General features: G+C 68.0%; 14 protein-coding genes. 5 read left to right on the top strand and 9 right to left on the bottom strand.

What is annotated here, in order from left to right; genetic code table 11:
* Positions 1-39: 39 nt before the first annotated feature.
* The 4 genes from betT to TEP_RS08190 all read right to left on the bottom strand — a co-directional run bounded on the left by betT (position 40) and on the right by TEP_RS08190 (position 3,342).
* Positions 40-2,019, bottom strand: a complete 1,980-nt coding sequence (gene betT, locus TEP_RS08205) for a choline BCCT transporter BetT (protein WP_025878562.1) — start codon at positions 2,017-2,019, stop codon at positions 40-42.
* A gap of 201 nt (positions 2,020-2,220) precedes the next feature.
* Positions 2,221-2,601, bottom strand: a complete 381-nt coding sequence (locus tag TEP_RS08200) for a VOC family protein (RefSeq protein WP_049469204.1) — start codon at positions 2,599-2,601, stop codon at positions 2,221-2,223.
* Positions 2,602-2,668: 67 nt separating this feature from the next.
* Positions 2,669-2,989: a multidrug efflux SMR transporter gene (locus TEP_RS08195; protein ID WP_132824910.1), complete on the bottom strand. Its 321-nt coding sequence runs from the start codon at positions 2,987-2,989 to the stop codon at positions 2,669-2,671.
* Positions 2,989-3,342 carry an SMR family transporter gene (locus TEP_RS08190; RefSeq protein WP_088100152.1) on the bottom strand — a complete coding sequence of 118 codons (354 nt, stop codon included), beginning with the start codon at positions 3,340-3,342 and terminating at the stop codon, positions 2,989-2,991. The genes TEP_RS08195 and TEP_RS08190 overlap by 1 nt, the downstream gene beginning before the upstream one ends.
* Positions 3,343-3,503: 161 nt before the next feature.
* Here TEP_RS08190 and TEP_RS08185 point away from each other — a divergent pair, with 161 nt between their 5' ends.
* A complete protein-coding gene (locus tag TEP_RS08185; protein ID WP_132824909.1) occupies positions 3,504-4,355 on the top strand; it encodes a LysR family transcriptional regulator in 852 nt (283 codons plus the stop codon).
* A 67-nt stretch (positions 4,356-4,422) separates the two neighbouring features.
* Here TEP_RS08185 and TEP_RS08180 read toward each other — a convergent pair whose 3' ends face one another.
* Positions 4,423-5,343 carry a M14 family metallocarboxypeptidase gene (locus TEP_RS08180; protein ID WP_132824908.1) on the bottom strand — a complete coding sequence of 307 codons (921 nt, stop codon included), beginning with the start codon at positions 5,341-5,343 and terminating at the stop codon, positions 4,423-4,425.
* Between the two features lie 131 nt (positions 5,344-5,474).
* Between TEP_RS08180 and TEP_RS08175 the strand changes: the two genes are divergently transcribed.
* From TEP_RS08175 to TEP_RS08165, 3 genes are all read left to right on the top strand, one after another.
* Positions 5,475-7,556: a TonB-dependent siderophore receptor gene (locus TEP_RS08175; RefSeq protein ID WP_132824907.1), complete on the top strand. Its 2,082-nt coding sequence runs from the start codon at positions 5,475-5,477 to the stop codon at positions 7,554-7,556.
* A 63-nt stretch (positions 7,557-7,619) separates the two neighbouring features.
* Positions 7,620-9,386: a chloride channel protein gene (locus tag TEP_RS08170; protein ID WP_240790656.1), complete on the top strand. Its 1,767-nt coding sequence runs from the start codon at positions 7,620-7,622 to the stop codon at positions 9,384-9,386.
* 84 nt (positions 9,387-9,470) lie between these two features.
* Positions 9,471-10,187, top strand: coding sequence for an MgtC/SapB family protein (locus tag TEP_RS08165; RefSeq protein WP_025878554.1), 717 nt, complete (start codon positions 9,471-9,473; stop codon positions 10,185-10,187).
* Between the two features lie 15 nt (positions 10,188-10,202).
* On the opposite strand, the gene TEP_RS08160 is transcribed toward TEP_RS08165, so the two are convergent.
* Positions 10,203-10,607, bottom strand: coding sequence for a MerR family transcriptional regulator (locus TEP_RS08160; RefSeq protein ID WP_132826483.1), 405 nt, complete (start codon positions 10,605-10,607; stop codon positions 10,203-10,205).
* A 64-nt stretch (positions 10,608-10,671) separates the two neighbouring features.
* Between TEP_RS08160 and TEP_RS08155 the strand changes: the two genes are divergently transcribed.
* Positions 10,672-11,499 carry a class I SAM-dependent methyltransferase gene (locus TEP_RS08155; RefSeq protein WP_132824905.1) on the top strand — a complete coding sequence of 276 codons (828 nt, stop codon included), beginning with the start codon at positions 10,672-10,674 and terminating at the stop codon, positions 11,497-11,499.
* A gap of 85 nt (positions 11,500-11,584) precedes the next feature.
* On the opposite strand, the gene TEP_RS08150 is transcribed toward TEP_RS08155, so the two are convergent.
* The 3 genes from TEP_RS08150 to TEP_RS08140 form a co-directional block, all read right to left on the bottom strand.
* Positions 11,585-11,875 (bottom strand): hypothetical protein, encoded by a 291-nt coding sequence (locus TEP_RS08150; protein WP_170929478.1) that lies wholly within the window; start codon positions 11,873-11,875, stop codon positions 11,585-11,587.
* Positions 11,876-11,996: 121 nt separating this feature from the next.
* Positions 11,997-12,833 carry an OmpA family protein gene (locus TEP_RS08145; RefSeq protein WP_132824904.1) on the bottom strand — a complete coding sequence of 279 codons (837 nt, stop codon included), beginning with the start codon at positions 12,831-12,833 and terminating at the stop codon, positions 11,997-11,999.
* Positions 12,834-12,895: 62 nt separating this feature from the next.
* Positions 12,896-17,467, bottom strand: coding sequence for a YadA-like family protein (locus tag TEP_RS08140; protein WP_132824903.1), 4,572 nt, complete (start codon positions 17,465-17,467; stop codon positions 12,896-12,898).
* Positions 17,468-17,784: the final 317 nt, after the last annotated feature.

Below are 17,784 nucleotides of genomic sequence, written 5' to 3'. Positions count from 1 at the left end.
GACCCCTGAAAGGCAAGGGCCCTGCCCGGCGTGGTTGCGTCAACGGCTCAGGTGCAGGAACTGCAGGTGCCGTTCGTACTGGCTGATGATGTCGTTGATGATCTGCTTGCGGCTGTAGCCGACCAGGTCGTAGTCCTGGCTGCCCTCGTACAGATGCACTTCGGCGCGGTAGTAGCGCTGGTTGCGCAGCTGCTGCGCGGCGAAGGACGGGGTCAGGTAGCCACTGAGGATCACCCGGTACTGGAAGTCCTGCTGCTCGCCGTGGTTGACCGACAACTCCATGTCGCCCGCTTCGAACCGCGTCTGCACGTCCCAGCCCTGCTCGCGCAGCTGCTCGGCCACCGCCTCCATCGCCGGCTTCACCGTGTCATCCATGAAGCGGTACACCTGGTCGCGTACCGGAAAGTGCATGGCCTGGGTCAGGCGCTGGCGCCAGCCCTGGTGGTGGCGGTCATCGCCGATCAGCGGCGATGGCCTGAACTGCTGCGCGCGCTTGCGGTGCGACTCGTCACTGAAGGCGCGGGTCAGGCCCCACATCATCAACAGCAGCACCGCCGAGAACGGCAACGAGGCCAGCACCACCGCTGATTTCAGGGCATCGATGCTGCCGGCCAGCAGCAGGCCGGCGGTCAGCACCGCGATCACCGTGCCCCAGAACACGCGTAGCCAGCGCGGGCCATCGTCCTCCGGCGCACCGCCATGCGAGGACAGCGTAGACAGCACCACCGCCCCGGAATCGGCCGACGTCACGAAGAAGATGAAGCTGACCAGCACGGTCACCCCGATCACCGCCTTGCTCCACGGGTAGCCATCCAGCAACGCATACAGCACCGTCGGTGGGTCATCCACCGCCAGCTGCGCCAACTGCTGCTGGCCATGGTGCAGCACCTGGTCCAGCGCGCTGTTGCCGAAGATCGACAGCCACGCCAGGGTGAAGCCGAGCGGGATCAGCAATACGCCGAACACGAACTCGCGGATGGTGCGGCCGCGAGAGATGCGCGCGATGAACAGGCCGACGAACGGCGCCCAGCCGATCCACCAGGCCCAGTAGAACACCGTCCAGCCGCCCAGCCATTCCGGCCGGCCGCCATAGGCGTATACGTCGAAACTCTTGCCCACCACGCTGCCCAGGTAGTCGCCCAGGTTCTGCATCAGCGTGCTGAGCAGGTACTGGGTGGGACCGGCGCACAGCATGAACAGCACCAGCGCAATCGCCAGCAGCATGTTGATGTTGGCCATCCAGCGCACGCCCTTCTCCACGCCGGACACGGCCACCGCGACCGCTGCGCCCATCATCGCCACCACCAGCAGGATCTGCACCATGTTCGAGTGCGGCACGTTGAACAGGTGCGACAGCCCAGCGTTGAGATGCAGCACGCCAAAGCCCATGTCCGCGCCGATGCCGAACACGGTGGCGACGATGCCCAGGGCGTCGACGGTATAGCCGATGGGGCCGTTGATGCGCTTGCCGATCAGCGGATACAGCGCCGAGCGCAATGCCAAAGGCAGGTTGTGCCGGTAGGCGAAATACGCCATCGCCATCGCCGCCAGCGCGAACACACCCCAGCCATGCAGGCCCCAGTGCAGGAACAGCAGCTGCATGGCCTGGCGCGCACCGGCCTCGCCCGCGGCCGGATCACCCTGCGGCGGCTGCAGGTAGTGGGTCAGCGGCTCGGAAACGCAGAAGAAGAACAGGGTGATGCTGATGCCTGCTGCGAACAGCATGCCGGCCCAGGAGAGGTAGCTGAACTCCGGTTCGTCATGGTCGGCACCGAGCTTGATGCCGCCGTACTTGGACAGCGCCACGCCGACCACGAACACCAGGTACAGGGTCATCGCCAGCAGGTAGTACCAGCCGACGTTGAGCGCGGCCCAGTCCTGCGCCTTGACCAGCAGGCGACCGGCGCCGATCGGATACAGGCTGACGAACAGTGCGAAGGCAACGACAACGATCGCCGCGAAGGCGAAGACGGGCCGCAGGGTTCGCACCGGCTGATGTTGAGGCTCCAGTGCTTCCATGGGCAGCCATCTCCGGATCGATCAAAGAGTAAGCCGACCGATTCTGGCTGAATCGCAGTGGACACAGGATGAAGTCGTGGCATCGCGCAGGCACGATCGGCTGGATTTCCGTGCTACGCGCGCGCCTGCGGACCGGCGGGCGTGCCGGGCGGCGTTGTCACTTTGGTCCGATTACGACACGCCGCGTCCGGCACCGACGATTCACCCCATCACATGCACGGCGCACAGCTTGTTGCCGTCGGGATCACGCAGGTAGGCCAGGTACAACTGGCGCCCGGCCTTGTGCCGCACGCCGGCCGGGTCTTCCACCGCGGTACCGCCGTGGGCGACCCCCGCTTCCTGCCAGGCATGCACCGCCTGAGGGTCTGCCAGCGCAAAGCCGATGGTGCCGCCGTTGGCATGGCATGCCGCCTGGCCATCGATGGGCGGGATGACCATGAACATCCGTCCATCCTTGATGTAGACCAGCTTGCCCTCGTCATCGAACACGCCTGCGCGACCGCCGATGGCAGTGAACAAGGCATCGTAGAAGCGGCGGGAAGCCGCCATGTCGTTGGTTCCGACAGTGACGTGACTGAACATGCGGGCACTCCGTTGCGGGAAAGCCCAAGTGTCGGCCACCTCACTGATCGCCGCAATCAAGCCGGGATCACGCCGTACTGAGCAGCAGCACGGCCGCCGTGACCAGGCCGATGCCGATCCAACCGATCGGGCGCAGGCGGTTGCCAAACAGCAGGCGACCGCAGGTGGCCGTACCGATCACGCCGATCGCGCCCCACATCGCATAGGCGGTCGCCAGGTCCATGTAGCGCACGGCCTGGCCCAGCAAGGCGAAGGCGATCCACACCAGCACCACGGCGCCGGCACCCCAACGCCAGCGACGGAAGCCATCGGACTTGGCCACCATCATGTTGGCGGCCACATCGATCAGCGCCGAGCAGATCACGAAAAACAGGGCCATCAAGTTCATCAGTGCGCCTCCCCGAGGGTGACACAGACGATGCCGACCACCGCCAGCACCAGGCCGGCCAGCTGCTGCAGCGACAGGCTCTCACCGAACACGCTGATGCCGACCACGGTCAGCAGGGTCAGGCCGAGGCCTTCCCACACCGCATAGGCCACGCCGACGGCGATGCGGCGCACCGACAGCGCCAGGAAGTAATAGGAAAGCGCCAGCGCGGCGGCCATCACCACATAGCCGGTCCAGCCGCCATCGCGGGCGGCATGGGCCATGAAGGACGTGCCGACCACTTCGGCGACGATCGCCACGGTCAGGCAGGCCCAGGCGACGAAGGCGCCACGGGCGGGAACAGGTCGGGACATGTGAAGCTCCTTGCGCGACGGGGACCGCGCCCCGTCATCAGTAGATCCACGCCGTGCGTGGATGATCCGGAACGCCCCCGCAGACAGGGGCGACGGCGGTCAGTATCATCGTCTTTTACGGTGGTATCAAAATGGATTCCATCGACAGGAGCGATGGATCAATGCCCTATTCTCCCGAATCCCTGCAGGCCTTCGTCGAGGCCGCGGCGCTGGGCTCGTTCTCGGCGGCCGCCCGCCGGCTGCGCAAGACCCAGTCCACGGTCAGCACTGCCATTGCCCATCTGGAAGCGGACCTGGGCATGGTTCTGTTCGACCGCAGCGGCCGCTATCCGCAGCTGACCGACGCCGGCCGGCAGGTGCTGGGCCACGCGCAGGAAATCCTTGCCGCCGACGCGCGCCTGCAGCAACTGAGCGTGCGCCTGGCCGCACCCCTGGAGCCACGACTGACCGTGGTGTTCTCCGATGTCTACCAGCTCGATCCGGCGCAACGTGTGCTGCAGCGGTTTGCCGACGCATTTCCCGAGATCGAGCTGGAATGGCTGGATGCCGAGGGGCGCGACGTGCTGGAACTGGTGGATGCTGGCCGCGCCGGGCTGGGCCTGCTGCCGCGCCAGGCGCAGTACCCCGATGCGCTGGTGGCCCAGCCCCTGGCCCACCACAGCGAACTGGCGGTGTACGTGGCCAGCGACCATCCGCTGGCGCAGGCCGGCGCGCGTGCGGCGGCGCAACTGGCCCGGCATCGGCAGGTGCGGCTGAGTGCGCAGGTCGACCACGCACCGCCGATCAGCGGGCCGGCATGGACCGCGTCGGATTACCTGATGGTGATGGAGATGGCCGAGGACGGCATCGGCTGGGCCGAACTGCCGCGTGCGCTGGTGCAGCGCTACGACCGGGGCCGCCTGCTGGAACTGCGCGTGCCGGGCTGGCCGAGGCGCATCCACAGCGACCTGGTGTGGCGCCGCGATACGCCACCGGGGCCGGCAGCGTTGTGGTGGGCCGAGGCGTTGGGGTGAGCTAGTGCCGGCCGCTGGCCGGCATCCCCTTGCCCCGTGGTTGCCGGCCAGCGGCCGGCACTACCGATCAACGATGGGCGAGCGCGTAATCGAGCGCCGAGCACACCGCCGCCACCTGCGCGTCGTTGCACTGCTGCGGCGTCGCGCGGGGGCTGTCCGGGTAGACCTCGGTGGTGGTGGTGTACTTCGCCCCGGTGATGCCGGCGCACAGGCCCAGCGGCACCAGCGCGTACTCGATCACACCATGCGCGACCACTGGCGAACCGATGATCTCGCCCTTGTCGTCAGCCGGTGCGATATGGGTCACCTTCTCCACTGCGGCGATGACCGCCTGCTGGAACACCGGCTGCGGGTTTTCGCTGTCGTCCACCAGGTAGAAGCCATCGGGAATCAGGCCTGGTTCGAACGGCTTGCCATCGCGCGCGGCGAGTGCGGGACGGAACTCGCTCTCGTCGCTGTCGGTGGTTTCGTGCAGGTCGATGTGCAGCACGAACTGGCCCTTCAACGGTGCGATCAGTTCGATCAGCGCCGTCGATTCGCGGGCCGGGCCGTCAGCGCGGAAATTGCGGTTCGGGTCGATCGCATCGAAGTTCCAACGGTTGATGCGCTCGAAGCCCCACGGATTCACGCACGGCGCGACCAGAAGGTTGGCCTTGCCGGCGTAGTGGGCGGCATGTTTTTCGAGGAACTCCAGCGCGCCCATTACGCCGCTGGTCTCGTAGCCATGCACGCCGCCGGTCACCAGCGCGGCCGGCAACGCCGGGTTCCAGTCGCGGCTGCGCAGGGCGAACAGGGTGTAGGTCTCGCCTGCATAGTCGAGCTGGCCGTAGGCCACCTTGTCGAAGTGCCCGGCCAGTGCATCGATGCGCGGCAGCACCTCCTCGTCGTAACGGCGCAGGCGCTGCTGGCGCGCACGCCACTGCTCCCTTTCCGCAACGCCCCACGGCTGGCCAGGGGTACCGACGGGGTAGAAAGCAGCAGTGGACATGGCAGTTCTCAGCGGGTCAGGAGGCAATCGGCCACTCTACCACCGGGCCAAAGCGCTGAACGGCGGACCGATTCCAATGGCGAATGGAATCAGCAATAATTCTCATTTACAGCCTTCCACACTCTGCACCGATGCCCATTCCTGCCCCGCAACCGGCCCACCTGCCCCTGGCTGCCGCCCTCGCCCTGTGCGTGTTTCCGGTCACCAGCGCGCTCGCGCAGGACAGCGCCACCACGCTCGACAGCATCCAGGTGTCGGGCAGTTGGTTGGGCACCGGCCTGCACGACAGCGTCAAGAGCTTCGCTGGCGCGCGTACCGTGGTCGATCGCCAGCGCATCGAGGCCAGCGGCGCCGCCAGCCTGGGCGATGCCATGCGCCGCATTCCCGGCGTGCAGGTCACCGACAACTCCGGCACCGCTGGCAGCTCGGTCTCGCTCAACATCGGCGTGCGCGGCCTGACCGGCCGTTACTCGCCGCGCTCGACCGTCCTGCTGGACGGCGTGCCACTGGCGGTTGCGCCGTACGGCCAGCCACAGCTCTCCTTCGCCCCGGCCAGCCTGGCCAACATCGAATCGATCGACGTGGTACGCGGCGGCGGTGCGGTGCGCTACGGGCCGCAGAATGTCGGCGGCATCATCAACTTCAGCACCCGCGCGATTCCGACTGCGGCCGGCCTGCACGGCGAGGCCGGCGTGCGCTACAGCGCTTACGACCACGGCGGCGGCGACAGCACCCAGTACAACGCGTTCCTCGGCGGCACCGCCGACAACGGCCTGGGCATGGCCCTGCTGTATTCGGGGCAGGACGGCCGCGGCTGGCGCCAGGGCAGCGATGACCGCTTCGATGATCTGGCGCTGAAGTTCGCCTATGCCATCGACGCACAGCAGGAACTGCGCGCCAAGCTGTCGTACTACGACGTGCGTTCGCGGACCCCGGGTGGCCTGACCCGCGCCCAGTACCAGGCCGATCCGTTCCAGAACACCCGCCCGTCCGACTTCTGGAAGGGCCATCGCACCGGCATCGACCTGGGCTACACCAACACGCTGTCGGAGAACAGCGAGTTCGAGGTGCTGGCGTATTACAACGAAAGCAACCGGGCCAGTTCGCTGATCAACGCGGCCAACACACAGATCACGGTGCAGCCGCGCGACTACCGTGTGCTCGGCATCGAGCCACGCTACACCCAGCGCCTGCACTGGGGCAGCAGCGTGCACGACATCACCGCCGGCTACCGCTTCCTGCGCGAGCGCGGCAACGACCGCAGCTACACCGTTACCCGCCGTACCGGTGCGACCGGCGCGACCACCCGCTTCGACAACGCCACCGATGCGCACTCGTTCTACGTTGATGACCGCATCGCCATCGGTCAGTGGCGGATCACGCCCGGCGTGCGCATGGAGTGGATCGACATGGACCGCCGCCAGGCCGGCGGCGGCGCGACCTTCAGCAGCCGCAACGACAAGGCCCTGCCCTCGCTCAACGTCGCCTACCTGCTGACCCCGCAGCTGACCGTGTTCGGCAACTACACCACCTCGTTCGGGCCGGTGCAGAACATCCAGCTCAACTCGCAGAGCGCGACCAATCCGCTGAACCCGGAAATCGCCAGGACCACCGAACTGGGCGCGCGTTGGCAGGAAGGCGCGCTGCGTGCGGAAGTGACCGTGTTCAAGATGCGCTTCGACAACCAGATCCTGCAGGTGCCGGGCATCACCCCGCCCACCTTCCAGAACATCGGCGCCACCGACCACAAGGGCGTGGAAAGCGCGATCGAGTACCGCTTTGCCGAAAGCAGCGCGCTGGCCGGGCTGGAACTGTACGCGAACTACACCTGGACCAAGGCCATCCAGCAGTCCGGCGACAACCGCGGCCTGGATGTGCCGTTCTACGCGCGCGATACCGACAGCGTAGGTGCCCGTTATGCGCTGGCCGGCTGGACCTTCAACGTGTCCAGCACCCACCAGAGCGGCCAGTTCTCCGATGCCGCCAACACCTGGGAAGAAGCCGCCGACGCGCGCGTAGGCCGTGTACCTGGCGTACGCCTGTGGAACGCGCAGGCCGCCTGGCAGCTGCCCTGGCTGGCCGACAGCGAGGTCGCGGTGGGCGTGAACAACCTGGCCGACAAGCGCTGGTACACCCGCAACGTGGATGGCAACGCCGGGCGCATGGTGGCCGCGCCGCGCACGTTCTACGTGCAGGGCCGCTACCGCTTCTGAGCATGGCAACCGCCTGATGCGGTGACGGTAGCGCTCACGGTGGCCGCGTATCATGCCGCCACCATGTCCTCCACCGCTTCGCCATCGCGCCTGCATCTGGCCTTCCAGGGCCTGCGCCTGCGCCTGCGCGGCAGCGACCTGTGGTTCATCGCCCTGGCGCTGGTGGTCGGGCTGATCGCCGGCGGCCTGACCCTGTTGCAGGCTGGGCTGGCACGCACCCTGCAGACGGCGTTGTATGGGCTGGACGAGGGCATGCGCCTGAGCTCGCTGCCCGCTTTGACCTGGACTGCCCTGCTGGTGCTGCCGTTGGGTGGCCTGGTGGTGGGCCTGGTCAGCCTGGCTGCCACGCGCCTGAAACGCCCCCTGCTGGATGCCGTGGAAGCCAATGCACTGCATGGCGGCCGCATGTCGATGCGCGACAACCTGATCGTGTTGACCCAGACCCTGGTCTCCAATGGCTGCGGCGCTTCGGTCGGACTGGAGGCGTCGTACACGCAGATGGGCGCCGGCAGCGGTTCGCAGCTGGGGCGGGTAATGCGCCTGCGCCGCAACGACGTGCGCATCCTGGTCGGTGCTGGCGCGGCCGGTGCGATCGCCGCGGCCTTCGGTGCACCGCTGGCCGGGGCGTTCTACGCCTTCGAGATCGTCATCGGTGCCTATACGCCGGCGGCACTGGCGCCGGTTGCAGTGGCCGCGCTGGCCGGTGCCTTCGTTGCCGACCAGGCCGGCGTGGAGGCCTATCTGCTGCCGGCGGCATCGACCATCGACGTGCGCGCAGCCGACTATGCGATCTACGGCCTGCTCGGCTGCTGCTGTGCGATGGTAGGCATCGTGGTGATGCGCCTGATCGCCTCCATCGAGGGCACGGTCAAGCGCAGCCCGCTGCCGTTGTGGGGACGCCCGGTGGTGGGCGGCCTGCTGCTGATTCCGCTGGCGCTGGCCAGCCCGCAGGTACTGTCGTCCGGCCACGGAGCGCTGCACCTGGACCTGACCACCCAGCTGCCGCTGATCTGGATCGGCGGGCTGCTGACGCTGAAATGCCTGGCCTCGGGCATTTCGCTGGGTTTCGGTTTCCGCGGCGGCCTGTTCTTCGCCTCGCTGTTCATGGGCACCCTGGTCGGCACGCTGTTTGCCGGGCTGCTGGCGACGGCCACCGGCGTCCCGGTGGTCGACGCCACGTCGGCCGCGCTGGCAGGCATGGCTGCACTGGCTGCGGCAGTGGTTGGCGCGCCGATGACCATGGCCATGCTGGTGCTGGAAGGCACCCACGACTTCCTGCTGACCAGCGTGGTGATGAGCGCCGTGCTGGTGTCCAGCACCCTGGTGCGGCAGTGGTTCGGCTACTCCTTCTCGACCTGGCGCATGCACCTGCGCGGGGAAACCATCAGGAGCGCGCGTGACATCGGCTGGGTGCACAACCTCAATGCCGGGCGGATGATGCGCGAGGGGGTGGCCACCGCCCCGGCCGACCTCGATGCCGCCGCCTTCCGCCAGCGCTTCCCGCTGGGCTCGGGCAGCCGGGTGATCCTGATCGACAGTGAAGGCCACTACGCTGGCATCGTGCAGATTCCGCGCCTGTTCGGCGACGGCGTGAAGCCCGAGGACGTCGTAGGTACGTTCGCCGAGAACCGCGACGTGGCGCTTGCCGCCAGCGCCGACGTGGTGACCGTGATGCAGCGGTTCGACCAGACCCAGGCCGACGAGCTGGCTGTGGTGGCCGACGATGGCCAGGTGCTGGGCGTGGTGTCTGAAGCATTCGTGCGCAAGCGCTATGCGGAGGAACTGGACAAGCGCCAGCGCGAAATGATGGGCGAGCGCGTCGACGAGTAGATCCACGCCATGCGTGGATGATGCCCCCTGCCCCTCCACGCGTGGCGTGGTTCTACTGTCACCTGCGGGAGGTAGACTGCGGCCATGCGCTTCATTGAAACCTTCCAGCCCGGCCCCTTCGCCGACACCGTGGTCAGCCTGCTGGCGGCGTTCGTGCTCGGCACCCTGATCGGCGCCGAACGCCAGTACCGGCAACGCACCGCTGGCCTGCGCACCAACGTGCTGGTGGCTGTCGGCGCTGCCGCCTTCGTTGACCTGGGCATGCGCATCGCCGGCAGCGCCGAGGCCGTGCGGGTCATCTCCTACGTCGTCTCGGGCGTCGGCTTCCTCGGCGCCGGCGTGATCATGAAGGAAGGCATGAACGTGCGCGGCCTGAACACCGCCGCGACACTGTGGTGCTCGGCTGCCGTGGGCAGCTGCACCGGCGCGGACATGCTGGCCGAAGGCGTGCTGCTGACCGTACTGATCATCGCCGGCAATACCCTGCTGCGGCCACTGGTGAACGCGATCAACCGCATCCCGATCAACGAAGCCGCCAGCGAAGCGACCTACGAAGTGCGCCTGAGCGTGGATGCCGACGCGGTGCCGCGCGTGCGCGAGCGCCTGGTCGATGCGCTGGAAGCCGCGCAGTACCCCGTTGGCGACGTGCAACTGGTGGAGCACGCCGATGCGCCCACTGATGTGATCGCAGTGCTGGTCAGCACCGCGGTCAGCGCCGACGAACTGGACGTGGTGCTGGCGCGGATGGAACAGGTGCCGGGCGTGCTGCATGCCACCTGGGAAGTCAGCACCCGCGATTGAACGGGTGTCGGCAGTTCATCCGCGCGCTACGCGCTGCTGCGCTCGCAGCAACCTGCGGAACGACACGCAGCGCCGAGCATCCTCGGCGTGTGGACAGGCGGCAGCCCGCCGCAGCCGATCCTGCGCCCGCTGCAATCTGCGGATCTGCAGCTGCAGCGCATCGGCGCGGGCCAGCAATGCCGTGCGATCCAGTGCAAGCCCTGCCCCCTGCGGCATCGCTGCGCCGATCTGCTGCAGCGACAGGCCTGCCGATTGCCCCAGGCCGATCAGTGCCAGCCGTTCCAGCACCTGCTCGTGGTACTGCCGGCGCAGGCCGCGACGCCCCAGCACCTGCAACAGGCCGAGCTGCTCGTAGTAGCGCAGCGTCGAGGCCGGTACGCCACTGCGGCGGACCACCTCACCGATATCCAGTTCCTGCATCGTGCTTGACCTCAAGTGGGCTTCAAGCGCCACCATGGTCGCACTCCCCGCGCAAGGCAAGCCCATGGACGATTCACTCCCGCTCGATCAGAACACGCTCTGGAACGGCGCCGCCGGCGAGAACTGGGTCGCGCAGCAGACCCTGCTGGACGGCCTGTTCCAACCGATGGCCGATGCCCTGCGCGACGAGCTGCCGGTTACCGTCACGGAACTGCTGGACGTGGGCTGCGGCACCGGCGCCAGTACGCTGAGCGCCGCCGCAGCACGCCCTGACGCCCATTGCACGGGCGTGGACATCTCCGCACCGATGCTTGGCCTGGCCCGCCAGCGCGCCGCCGCGATCGGGCGCAGGATCGACTTCATCGTTGCCGATGCCCAGCGCCATCCCTTCGCAACGGCGCACTACGATTGGATCCAGTCGCGCTTCGGGGTGATGTTCTTCGAGGACGCGCAGGCCGCCTTCGCCAACCTGCACCGTGCCGCCCGAACGGGCGCGGGCCTGCGCTGCATCGCCTGGCGCAGCGCGCAGGAGAATCCGTTCATGACCACCGCCGAGCGCGCCCTTGCAGACCAGCTGGTGCTGCCGGCGCGGGTACCCGGTGCACCGGGGCAGTTCGCTTTCGCCGATGGCGAACGGGTGCGCCGGCTGCTGCAGCGTGCCGGATGGCAGGACGTGGACATCGCGCCGCTGGACCTGACCTGCTTCCTCAGCCGTGATGCGCTGGCCAGCTACGTCGGCCAGCTCGGACCTGTGGGTCTGGCCCTGCGTGCGTTGCCGGCCGCACGCGCCGAAGCGCTGCTGCAGCAGGCGCTGACCGCGTTCGCACCGTTCATCGACGGTGACCGTGTGCGGGTGGAAACCGCCTGCTGGATGATCCGCGCCCGCGCATAGCAATAGAAAATGGGACGGAGGGGATCAAGTCGTTCATGCCCCGGTTGTGCGGGAAACGACTTGATCCCCTCCGTCCCCTGTTTCTCTACAAGGCCTCGCCGGCATCGGCCAGGCGCGATTCGATGAGCGCATACCACTGCTCGAGCATGTCGACCAGCATGTCCAGCTCGGCGTCGGCACGCTGCGCGCGGCCGCTGCGCAGGCACGCCTGTGCTTCCTGCAGCTGGGTGAGGAAGCCGGCAACGGTGTCGGCCTGCAGGATGAGGCCCGGCAGCCGGCGCCCGGGAATGCGCACGACCGCATGGTTGCCGAGCTGGCCGTACACGCTGAGAGTGGCTTCCGTCTTCATGGACAGGGGCAGGAATTGGGCATTCATCAGGTGCACCAGGGAACAGACCTGCCCACCGGCAGGCGTGGAAAACGGGGGAGACGTTTCCACGTCCTGCCGGCAGAACAGGGGGGACTCGGGATGCCGGGGCACGCCCCGGCGCGGGGATTCAGTGTGATCGGGCCACGCCCGCGATCTGCACCCGGCGATTGGGCGCCAGGCAGGCGATCAGTTCGCGCCGGTTGCGCTGGTCGCATTGCACCAGCGGTTCGGCCGCGCCCCGCCCTTCAGCGCTGATGCTCGCTGCGGATACGCCGCCCTGTACCAGCGCCATGCGCACCGCCTCGGCACGTCGCTGCGACAGCGTCTGGTTGTAGGCGGCGCTGCCGATGCGGTCGGTGTAGCCGACCACCTGGATCGACTGCACCTGGCTGGCCTCACGCACCTGCGCCAGTACACCCTGCACGGCCTGCTGGCCGCTGGCACTGAGCACGGCACTGTCGAAGCCGAACAGTGCATCGGCAGCCAGCCGCAGCGGCTGCTCCGGCAAGGGCGCCGGCGCCGGCGGTGGCGGCGGACGCGGCGGGTCGAGGACCGCTGCGCACGATTCAGGCTTCCAGTAGCCGCCCTGGGCGATGCCCTTGTTGTCGAAGCGCACCTGGAACTGGCAGGTGAAGTACTCCGCGCCCTGTGCGGTGCGGAAGTTGAACAGGTAGTTCCACTCGCGCACGCCCCACATGCCTTCGTTGAAGTGCGGGGTGCCGAGCAGCGTGTACAGCTGGCGCTTGCTCATGCCCGGTGCGAACCGGCGCAGGTCGGCGATGTCCGGATAGATGCCTTCCTTCAGCGATGCCTTGCTGGCCTCCGGGAAGGTGACGGCGGTGCCGTCGGCGGGGCCGTCGGCGGCCGGTGCGTGGCTGCGGCAGGCAACCAGCAGCCCTGCGGCCAGGATCAGGCCCAGCGTGGCGGCGACGCGGCCACTGCGAGCGATGCGATGCGGTTTCATGTCATTCCCCCTGTAGACGTTGCCCGCTGCGCCGGGCCGCGAATGCGACCCGGCGCAGGCGATCACCACTGGATGCCGGCACCGACGGCCACACCGGCCTCGCCGCGGCTGTTGGTGGAACCACTGAACTTGTAGATCCAGCGACCGCCCTCGGAGACACCGGAGATGCCCAGGGCCACGCCGGATTCGCCGTTGTAGCTGCCGGCGGCGATCGAGGCCATGTTGCGGCCAGCCTCGCTGGGCTGCGGCAGCGATGCGGTTGCCATCGCCGAGGCGATACCGGCCGAGGCGCGGTTGTCGGTCTTGCGCAGGTCGCGTTCGAAGCCGCCCATGCGCTCATCGGTGTAGGCCTTGGACCAGTCCAGGGTCTGCGCCATGCCCGACTTCAGCTGGTCGACGTTGACCGCGTCGGTACCGGCGGTGCCGGCAGCGACGTTGCGCACCGTGGTCGGGCCGCTGCTGGTGCTGCCCAGGGTCACGCTGTTGTAGTTGGTGGTGCCGTTGGTGGTGGTGTCATAGCGGATCGTGCCCTGCTGCGAAGCCTGCAGCTGGCGCACGTTGACCGCATCGGTCGCCTGCGAACCATCGGCCACGTTGACCACCTGGCGTTCGGCACCGGCTGCACCCACCGACACCGTATTGGCGCGGTTGGCGACCGAGCCCGCACCCAGCGCCACCGAGTTGTCTGCCTGCGCCTGCGAGCCGTTGCCCAATGCGGTCGAGTTGGCCCCGGCCGCAGTGGAGCCGGCACCGCCCGCGGCGGAGTTGGCGCCGGTGGCGGCCGGATCGGCCAGGTTGTTGCTGTTGTTGGCGCGGAAGCTGCCGGCAACGTTGGTGATGTTCTGGATCTTCTGGTCGGTGTAGGCCTTGGACTGGTCGATGGCGTAGTTCACGCCGTTCTTCAGCTGGCCGACGTTGGTCGCATCGTGGTCGTCGGAGCCATCGGCCACGTGGGTGATCTTGCGTTCGCTGCCACTGCTGCCCACCGCCACCTCGCCGGACGAGTTGCTGGCGCCGGCTTGGCCATAGGCACCGGTATAGCCGGTCTGCGCACCGACGCTGGCCACCGAACCGGCACCCAGCGCAACACTGTTGCCCGCGCTGGCATTGGCACCGTTGCCGACCGCTACGCTGCCCGCACCGGCTGCGCTGGCCTGCGGGCCGACGGCCAGTGCTTCGGCACCGGTGGCCGTGGCTGCGGTAGCCGTGGAGTTGACCGCCAGGTACGGGCTGCCGCCGCCGCTGCTGATGCGCTGGTTGAGCACCCGCAGCGATCCGTCCACTGCAGAGAACGCAGCGGTGACGTTGCTGTAGTCGTTGCCGGTGATGGTGCCATCGGTGGCGATGGTGGAGATGTTGAAGGTCGGCGCGGTCCACAGCCCGGTGCTGCCGTTGTACACGGTGCTGCCACCGAAGTAGCTGGCCACCGTCTGGTGCGTGCTGAACAGCTGGTCGCCGGTGATGGCATCGCTGCTGCCCGCCAGGATGCTGCCGGCGGCCACGTTGGTGACTTTCACCGGTGCACCGCCGGTGCCGCTGAGGGTCACGGTATCGACCACGTTGCCACTCCCGTCCACGTCGTACTTCACGGCGCGTGCGTCCAGGTCATCGGTCTGCTCGGCCACATTGGCCAGCGAATTGCTGACCGCATCGAAGGCCGTGCCGACGTCGTTGTAGCTGCCCTGGCTGACCGTGCCATTGGCGGCGACGTTGTTGAGCGTGTAGGTCGGCGCGGTGACCACGCCATTGGCATCCACTGCAGCGCCGCCGCCGAGGTGGGTGGCCACCGTCTGGTTGGCCGCGAACAACTGCGCACCGTTGATCGCTTCGCTGCTGGCCGCGCTGATCTGGCCCGGGCCGAGGTTGCGCAGCGTGGTGGCGGTGCCGGACTGGCCGAGCGTCGCACTTGCGTAGTTGACGCTGCCGTCGCCGTTGAGGTCGTAGCGCAGCGCGCCCTCTTCGGAGGCCTGCAACTGACCCAGGTTGACCGCATCGGTGCTGGCGGTGCCGGCGGCGACGTTGGTGACCTGGCGTTCGGCGCCCACGGCACCGATCGACACGCTGTTGGCCCGGTCGGCCAGGCTGCCGGCACCGACCGCGATGCTGTTGGCGGCGGTTGCGCTGGCACCGGCACCGACGGCGATCGCTTCGGCGCCGCTGGCCACGGCATCGGCACCGGTCGAATTCACCCGCAGGTACCGGGTGCCGGTGTTGCGGATGTCGTTGATCTGGGTGTTGAGGTTGACCAGCGAACCATCCACCGCATCGAAGGCGTCGGTGACGTTGTCATACAGCCCCGCGGCCACCGCGCCACCGGTGGAGATGGTGCTGATCTCGAACAGCGGTGCAGTGAAAGTGCTGGTGAGCGGATCGAACGCTGCGCGTCCGCCGAAGAACGTTGCCATCGTGTCGTTGCTGGCGAACAGCTGCGCACCATTGACCGCCTCGCTGCTGGTGGCGTTGACCGCGCCGGCGGCCAGGTTGCCGATGGTGGTGGTGCCGGTGCCATTGCCGAGGGTGACACGGCGGTAGTCGGGGTCGCCTGCACCATCCAGGTCATAGGTGACCGCCGCCGCGCCGACCGCATCGATCTGGCTGATCGCACCCTTCAGCTGGGCCACGTTGACGGCATCGGTGTTGGCGCTGCCGGCCGCCAGGTTGGTGATCTGCCGCTCGCCACCGCCTGCGGTGCCCACCGATACTTCGCCCGCCGACACCTGTGGGGTGGTCAGGCCGTAAGCGCTGTAGCTGGCCTGTGCGCCGCGCAGTGCGGCCGAGCGATAGCCCAGCGCCACCGAGTTGGCCTGGTTGGAGGTGCTCTCTGCGCCGAGCAGGGTCTGCCCGTTGGCAGTGCCGCTGGCACTGTCGCCGACCACCACCGAGTGCCCCATGCGTGCTGCATAGTCGGCGGTGGGAACACCGGTCGGATCGCTCGGATCATTGGCGCCCGCGCCCGGGAAGGCAACGTTGGCATCGACCTTCGGCAGCTCATGGCGGGCGTTGGCGCCGATCACTACTTCCTTGGAGCCGTTGGCATAGGCGCCATCGCCCATCAGCACCTGGTAGTCCTGAGCTGCGTTGACCGCCCAGCAGGAGATGTCCGCCAGCGCGATGTCCAGGCACTTGGCCGCCCAGGCCGGCGAGTCCGTCGGCAGCAGCAGGCCGAGCAGGCCACCGGGGTTGCCGTTGTTGATGTTGTAGATGTAGCTGTCGGAGGTGACGCCACCGATCAGGGTCAGGTGCGAGCTGCCACCGGTGACCGCGCCACCCAGTCCGTTGAGCGTGGTGCCGACCGGCGTTGCATTGACCACCGGCAGGCCGAGCACGTTGACCGTGGAATAGGTCTGCATGACGTTGGCGGTGCTGAGCTTGAGGTTGCCGTTGGACAGGTACCCGGTGCCGCCGAACAGGCTGGCGGTGGTCGGGCCGAGCAGTTCGGTGACACCGCCCACCAAGCCACCGGTACCGATCACCAGGCCCGCGTTCGGGTCGGCAGCGGCGGGCGCCTTCGGGCTGGTCGGCGGAATGGCCGACGGCGAGGTCAGGCCGAGGCTGCCCAGGGTATTGCCGACCAGGCCACCGACGGCGCCGGTCAGGTTGCCGACGGTGCCGTTGAGGTCACCATTGAGCAGGCTGCCGACCGCGCTGCCAACGCCGTTGAGCGCAGTGCCGACGCCGTTGAGCAGGCCGCCCAGGCCAAGCGCGCTGTTCTGCGCAGCGACGGTTGCGGTGCCGGCCAGCTTGAGATTGCGATCGGCGACGATTTCCTCGCCGTCCCTGCCCTGCACCCGTACCTTGCCTGCCACGCCGGTATCGAACGCTGCGGTGATCGCGCGGTCATCGGTGTCACCCGGCAGCTCTTCCTTGGCCGGCAGCGTGACCGCTGCGGTGGCACCGATCTGGCCTTGGCCTTCGATGTGATTGCCGGCCACGACCAGCTGCGAATCGACCTTGCCATCCACGGCCGCCTTCAAGCCGGACGGCGTTGCACCCGCTGCCGCGGCAACCTGGGTGCCGGCGTCAATGCTGGCAACCGGCTTGCCGGCGATGCCGACATCGGCCTTTGCTGCCGCGTTGGCGGCCAGACCCAACGGCGCCTGTGCGGCCGGTGCGACGTTCGCCGCAAGCGCGGCATCGACACGGGTAGCGGCTGCAGTGCCAACACCGATGTTGGCGCGCACGTCGGCGCCCAGCACCGGTGCAGGCACCTGGCGCGGCGCGGCGCCGGCCGCCAGCTTGACCTGCACGGTGGCCGGCAGCACGTCGCGCACGACCGGCAATGACGTTGTGCTCAGCTGCAGGCCGACGCGTGCGTTGGCACTGATCGCCGGGTTCGCCTGGGCCTGTCGTGCAGCCGCGGCCAGCGCCACTTCGGCATCCACCTTCACCGGCATCGGCTGGGTGTACTTGGCCGCCAGCGCCTGCAGGTCGCGCAGCGATTGATTGGCCTCTGTCGCCGCCGCAGGTCCGCTGGCCAGCACGCACAGCAGTGCCATGGCCAGGGTGCTGGGCACCAGAAGGCTGGCACGACGGTCGCGCGGTGCGGTACCGCCGCTATCGCCGGTGGCCAGTTCCGAGGCCACAACCAGAGCATTGAGCTGGCGGTTCCATACACGCCGGTAGATGCGGTTCATGAGCATTTCCCCCGTAGGCGGACAACTTGAATGTCAGTGGACTTGCCGTTAGGCAGGTGACTGACATTTCGCGCCTTTCAGCGAGGGCTGAGCACTTCATTCCGGCAGGGCAATCGCGCATTCCGGCAAATCCACGGCCGGATTCGGCAGCCACATATGCAAATCCGGCAGGGAGGGCTGGCCGGGCTGCCGCCCGGCACCCGCAGAGGCGAAAACCAAAGCCAAAGCCAAAGCCAAAGCAACAGCCGGCTCTGGGTTTTCTGCGGGTTGGCGGGGCGGTGTGGGCTTGCAGGACACGCCGTAAACCCGTCCATGGG

Source organism: Stenotrophomonas sp. TEPEL (assembly GCF_004348785.1).
GTDB lineage: Bacteria > Pseudomonadota > Gammaproteobacteria > Xanthomonadales > Xanthomonadaceae > Stenotrophomonas > Stenotrophomonas indicatrix.
Note: the sequence above shows the minus strand (reverse complement) of the source record. Positions and strands in the feature narration are given on the sequence as shown.

What these genes read in the sequence shown, in the direction of transcription:
- TEP_RS08170 (WP_240790656.1), top strand. Translation starts at nt 7,620, where the DNA reads ATGTCCTCCACCGCTTCGCCATCGCGCCTGCATCTGGCCTTCCAGGGC.
- TEP_RS08150 (WP_170929478.1), bottom strand. Translation starts at nt 11,875, where the DNA reads ATGAATGCCCAATTCCTGCCCCTGTCCATGAAGACGGAAGCCACTCTC.
- TEP_RS08190 (WP_088100152.1), bottom strand. Translation starts at nt 3,342, where the DNA reads ATGTCCCGACCTGTTCCCGCCCGTGGCGCCTTCGTCGCCTGGGCCTGC.
- TEP_RS08175 (WP_132824907.1), top strand. Translation starts at nt 5,475, where the DNA reads ATGCCCATTCCTGCCCCGCAACCGGCCCACCTGCCCCTGGCTGCCGCC.
- betT (WP_025878562.1), bottom strand. Translation starts at nt 2,019, where the DNA reads ATGGAAGCACTGGAGCCTCAACATCAGCCGGTGCGAACCCTGCGGCCC.
- TEP_RS08160 (WP_132826483.1), bottom strand. Translation starts at nt 10,607, where the DNA reads ATGCAGGAACTGGATATCGGTGAGGTGGTCCGCCGCAGTGGCGTACCG.
- TEP_RS08195 (WP_132824910.1), bottom strand. Translation starts at nt 2,989, where the DNA reads ATGAACTTGATGGCCCTGTTTTTCGTGATCTGCTCGGCGCTGATCGAT.
- TEP_RS08145 (WP_132824904.1), bottom strand. Translation starts at nt 12,833, where the DNA reads ATGAAACCGCATCGCATCGCTCGCAGTGGCCGCGTCGCCGCCACGCTG.
- TEP_RS08185 (WP_132824909.1), top strand. Translation starts at nt 3,504, where the DNA reads ATGCCCTATTCTCCCGAATCCCTGCAGGCCTTCGTCGAGGCCGCGGCG.
- TEP_RS08200 (WP_049469204.1), bottom strand. Translation starts at nt 2,601, where the DNA reads ATGTTCAGTCACGTCACTGTCGGAACCAACGACATGGCGGCTTCCCGC.
- TEP_RS08140 (WP_132824903.1), bottom strand. Translation starts at nt 17,467, where the DNA reads ATGAACCGCATCTACCGGCGTGTATGGAACCGCCAGCTCAATGCTCTG.
- TEP_RS08165 (WP_025878554.1), top strand. Translation starts at nt 9,471, where the DNA reads ATGCGCTTCATTGAAACCTTCCAGCCCGGCCCCTTCGCCGACACCGTG.
- TEP_RS08180 (WP_132824908.1), bottom strand. Translation starts at nt 5,343, where the DNA reads ATGTCCACTGCTGCTTTCTACCCCGTCGGTACCCCTGGCCAGCCGTGG.
- TEP_RS08155 (WP_132824905.1), top strand. Translation starts at nt 10,672, where the DNA reads ATGGACGATTCACTCCCGCTCGATCAGAACACGCTCTGGAACGGCGCC.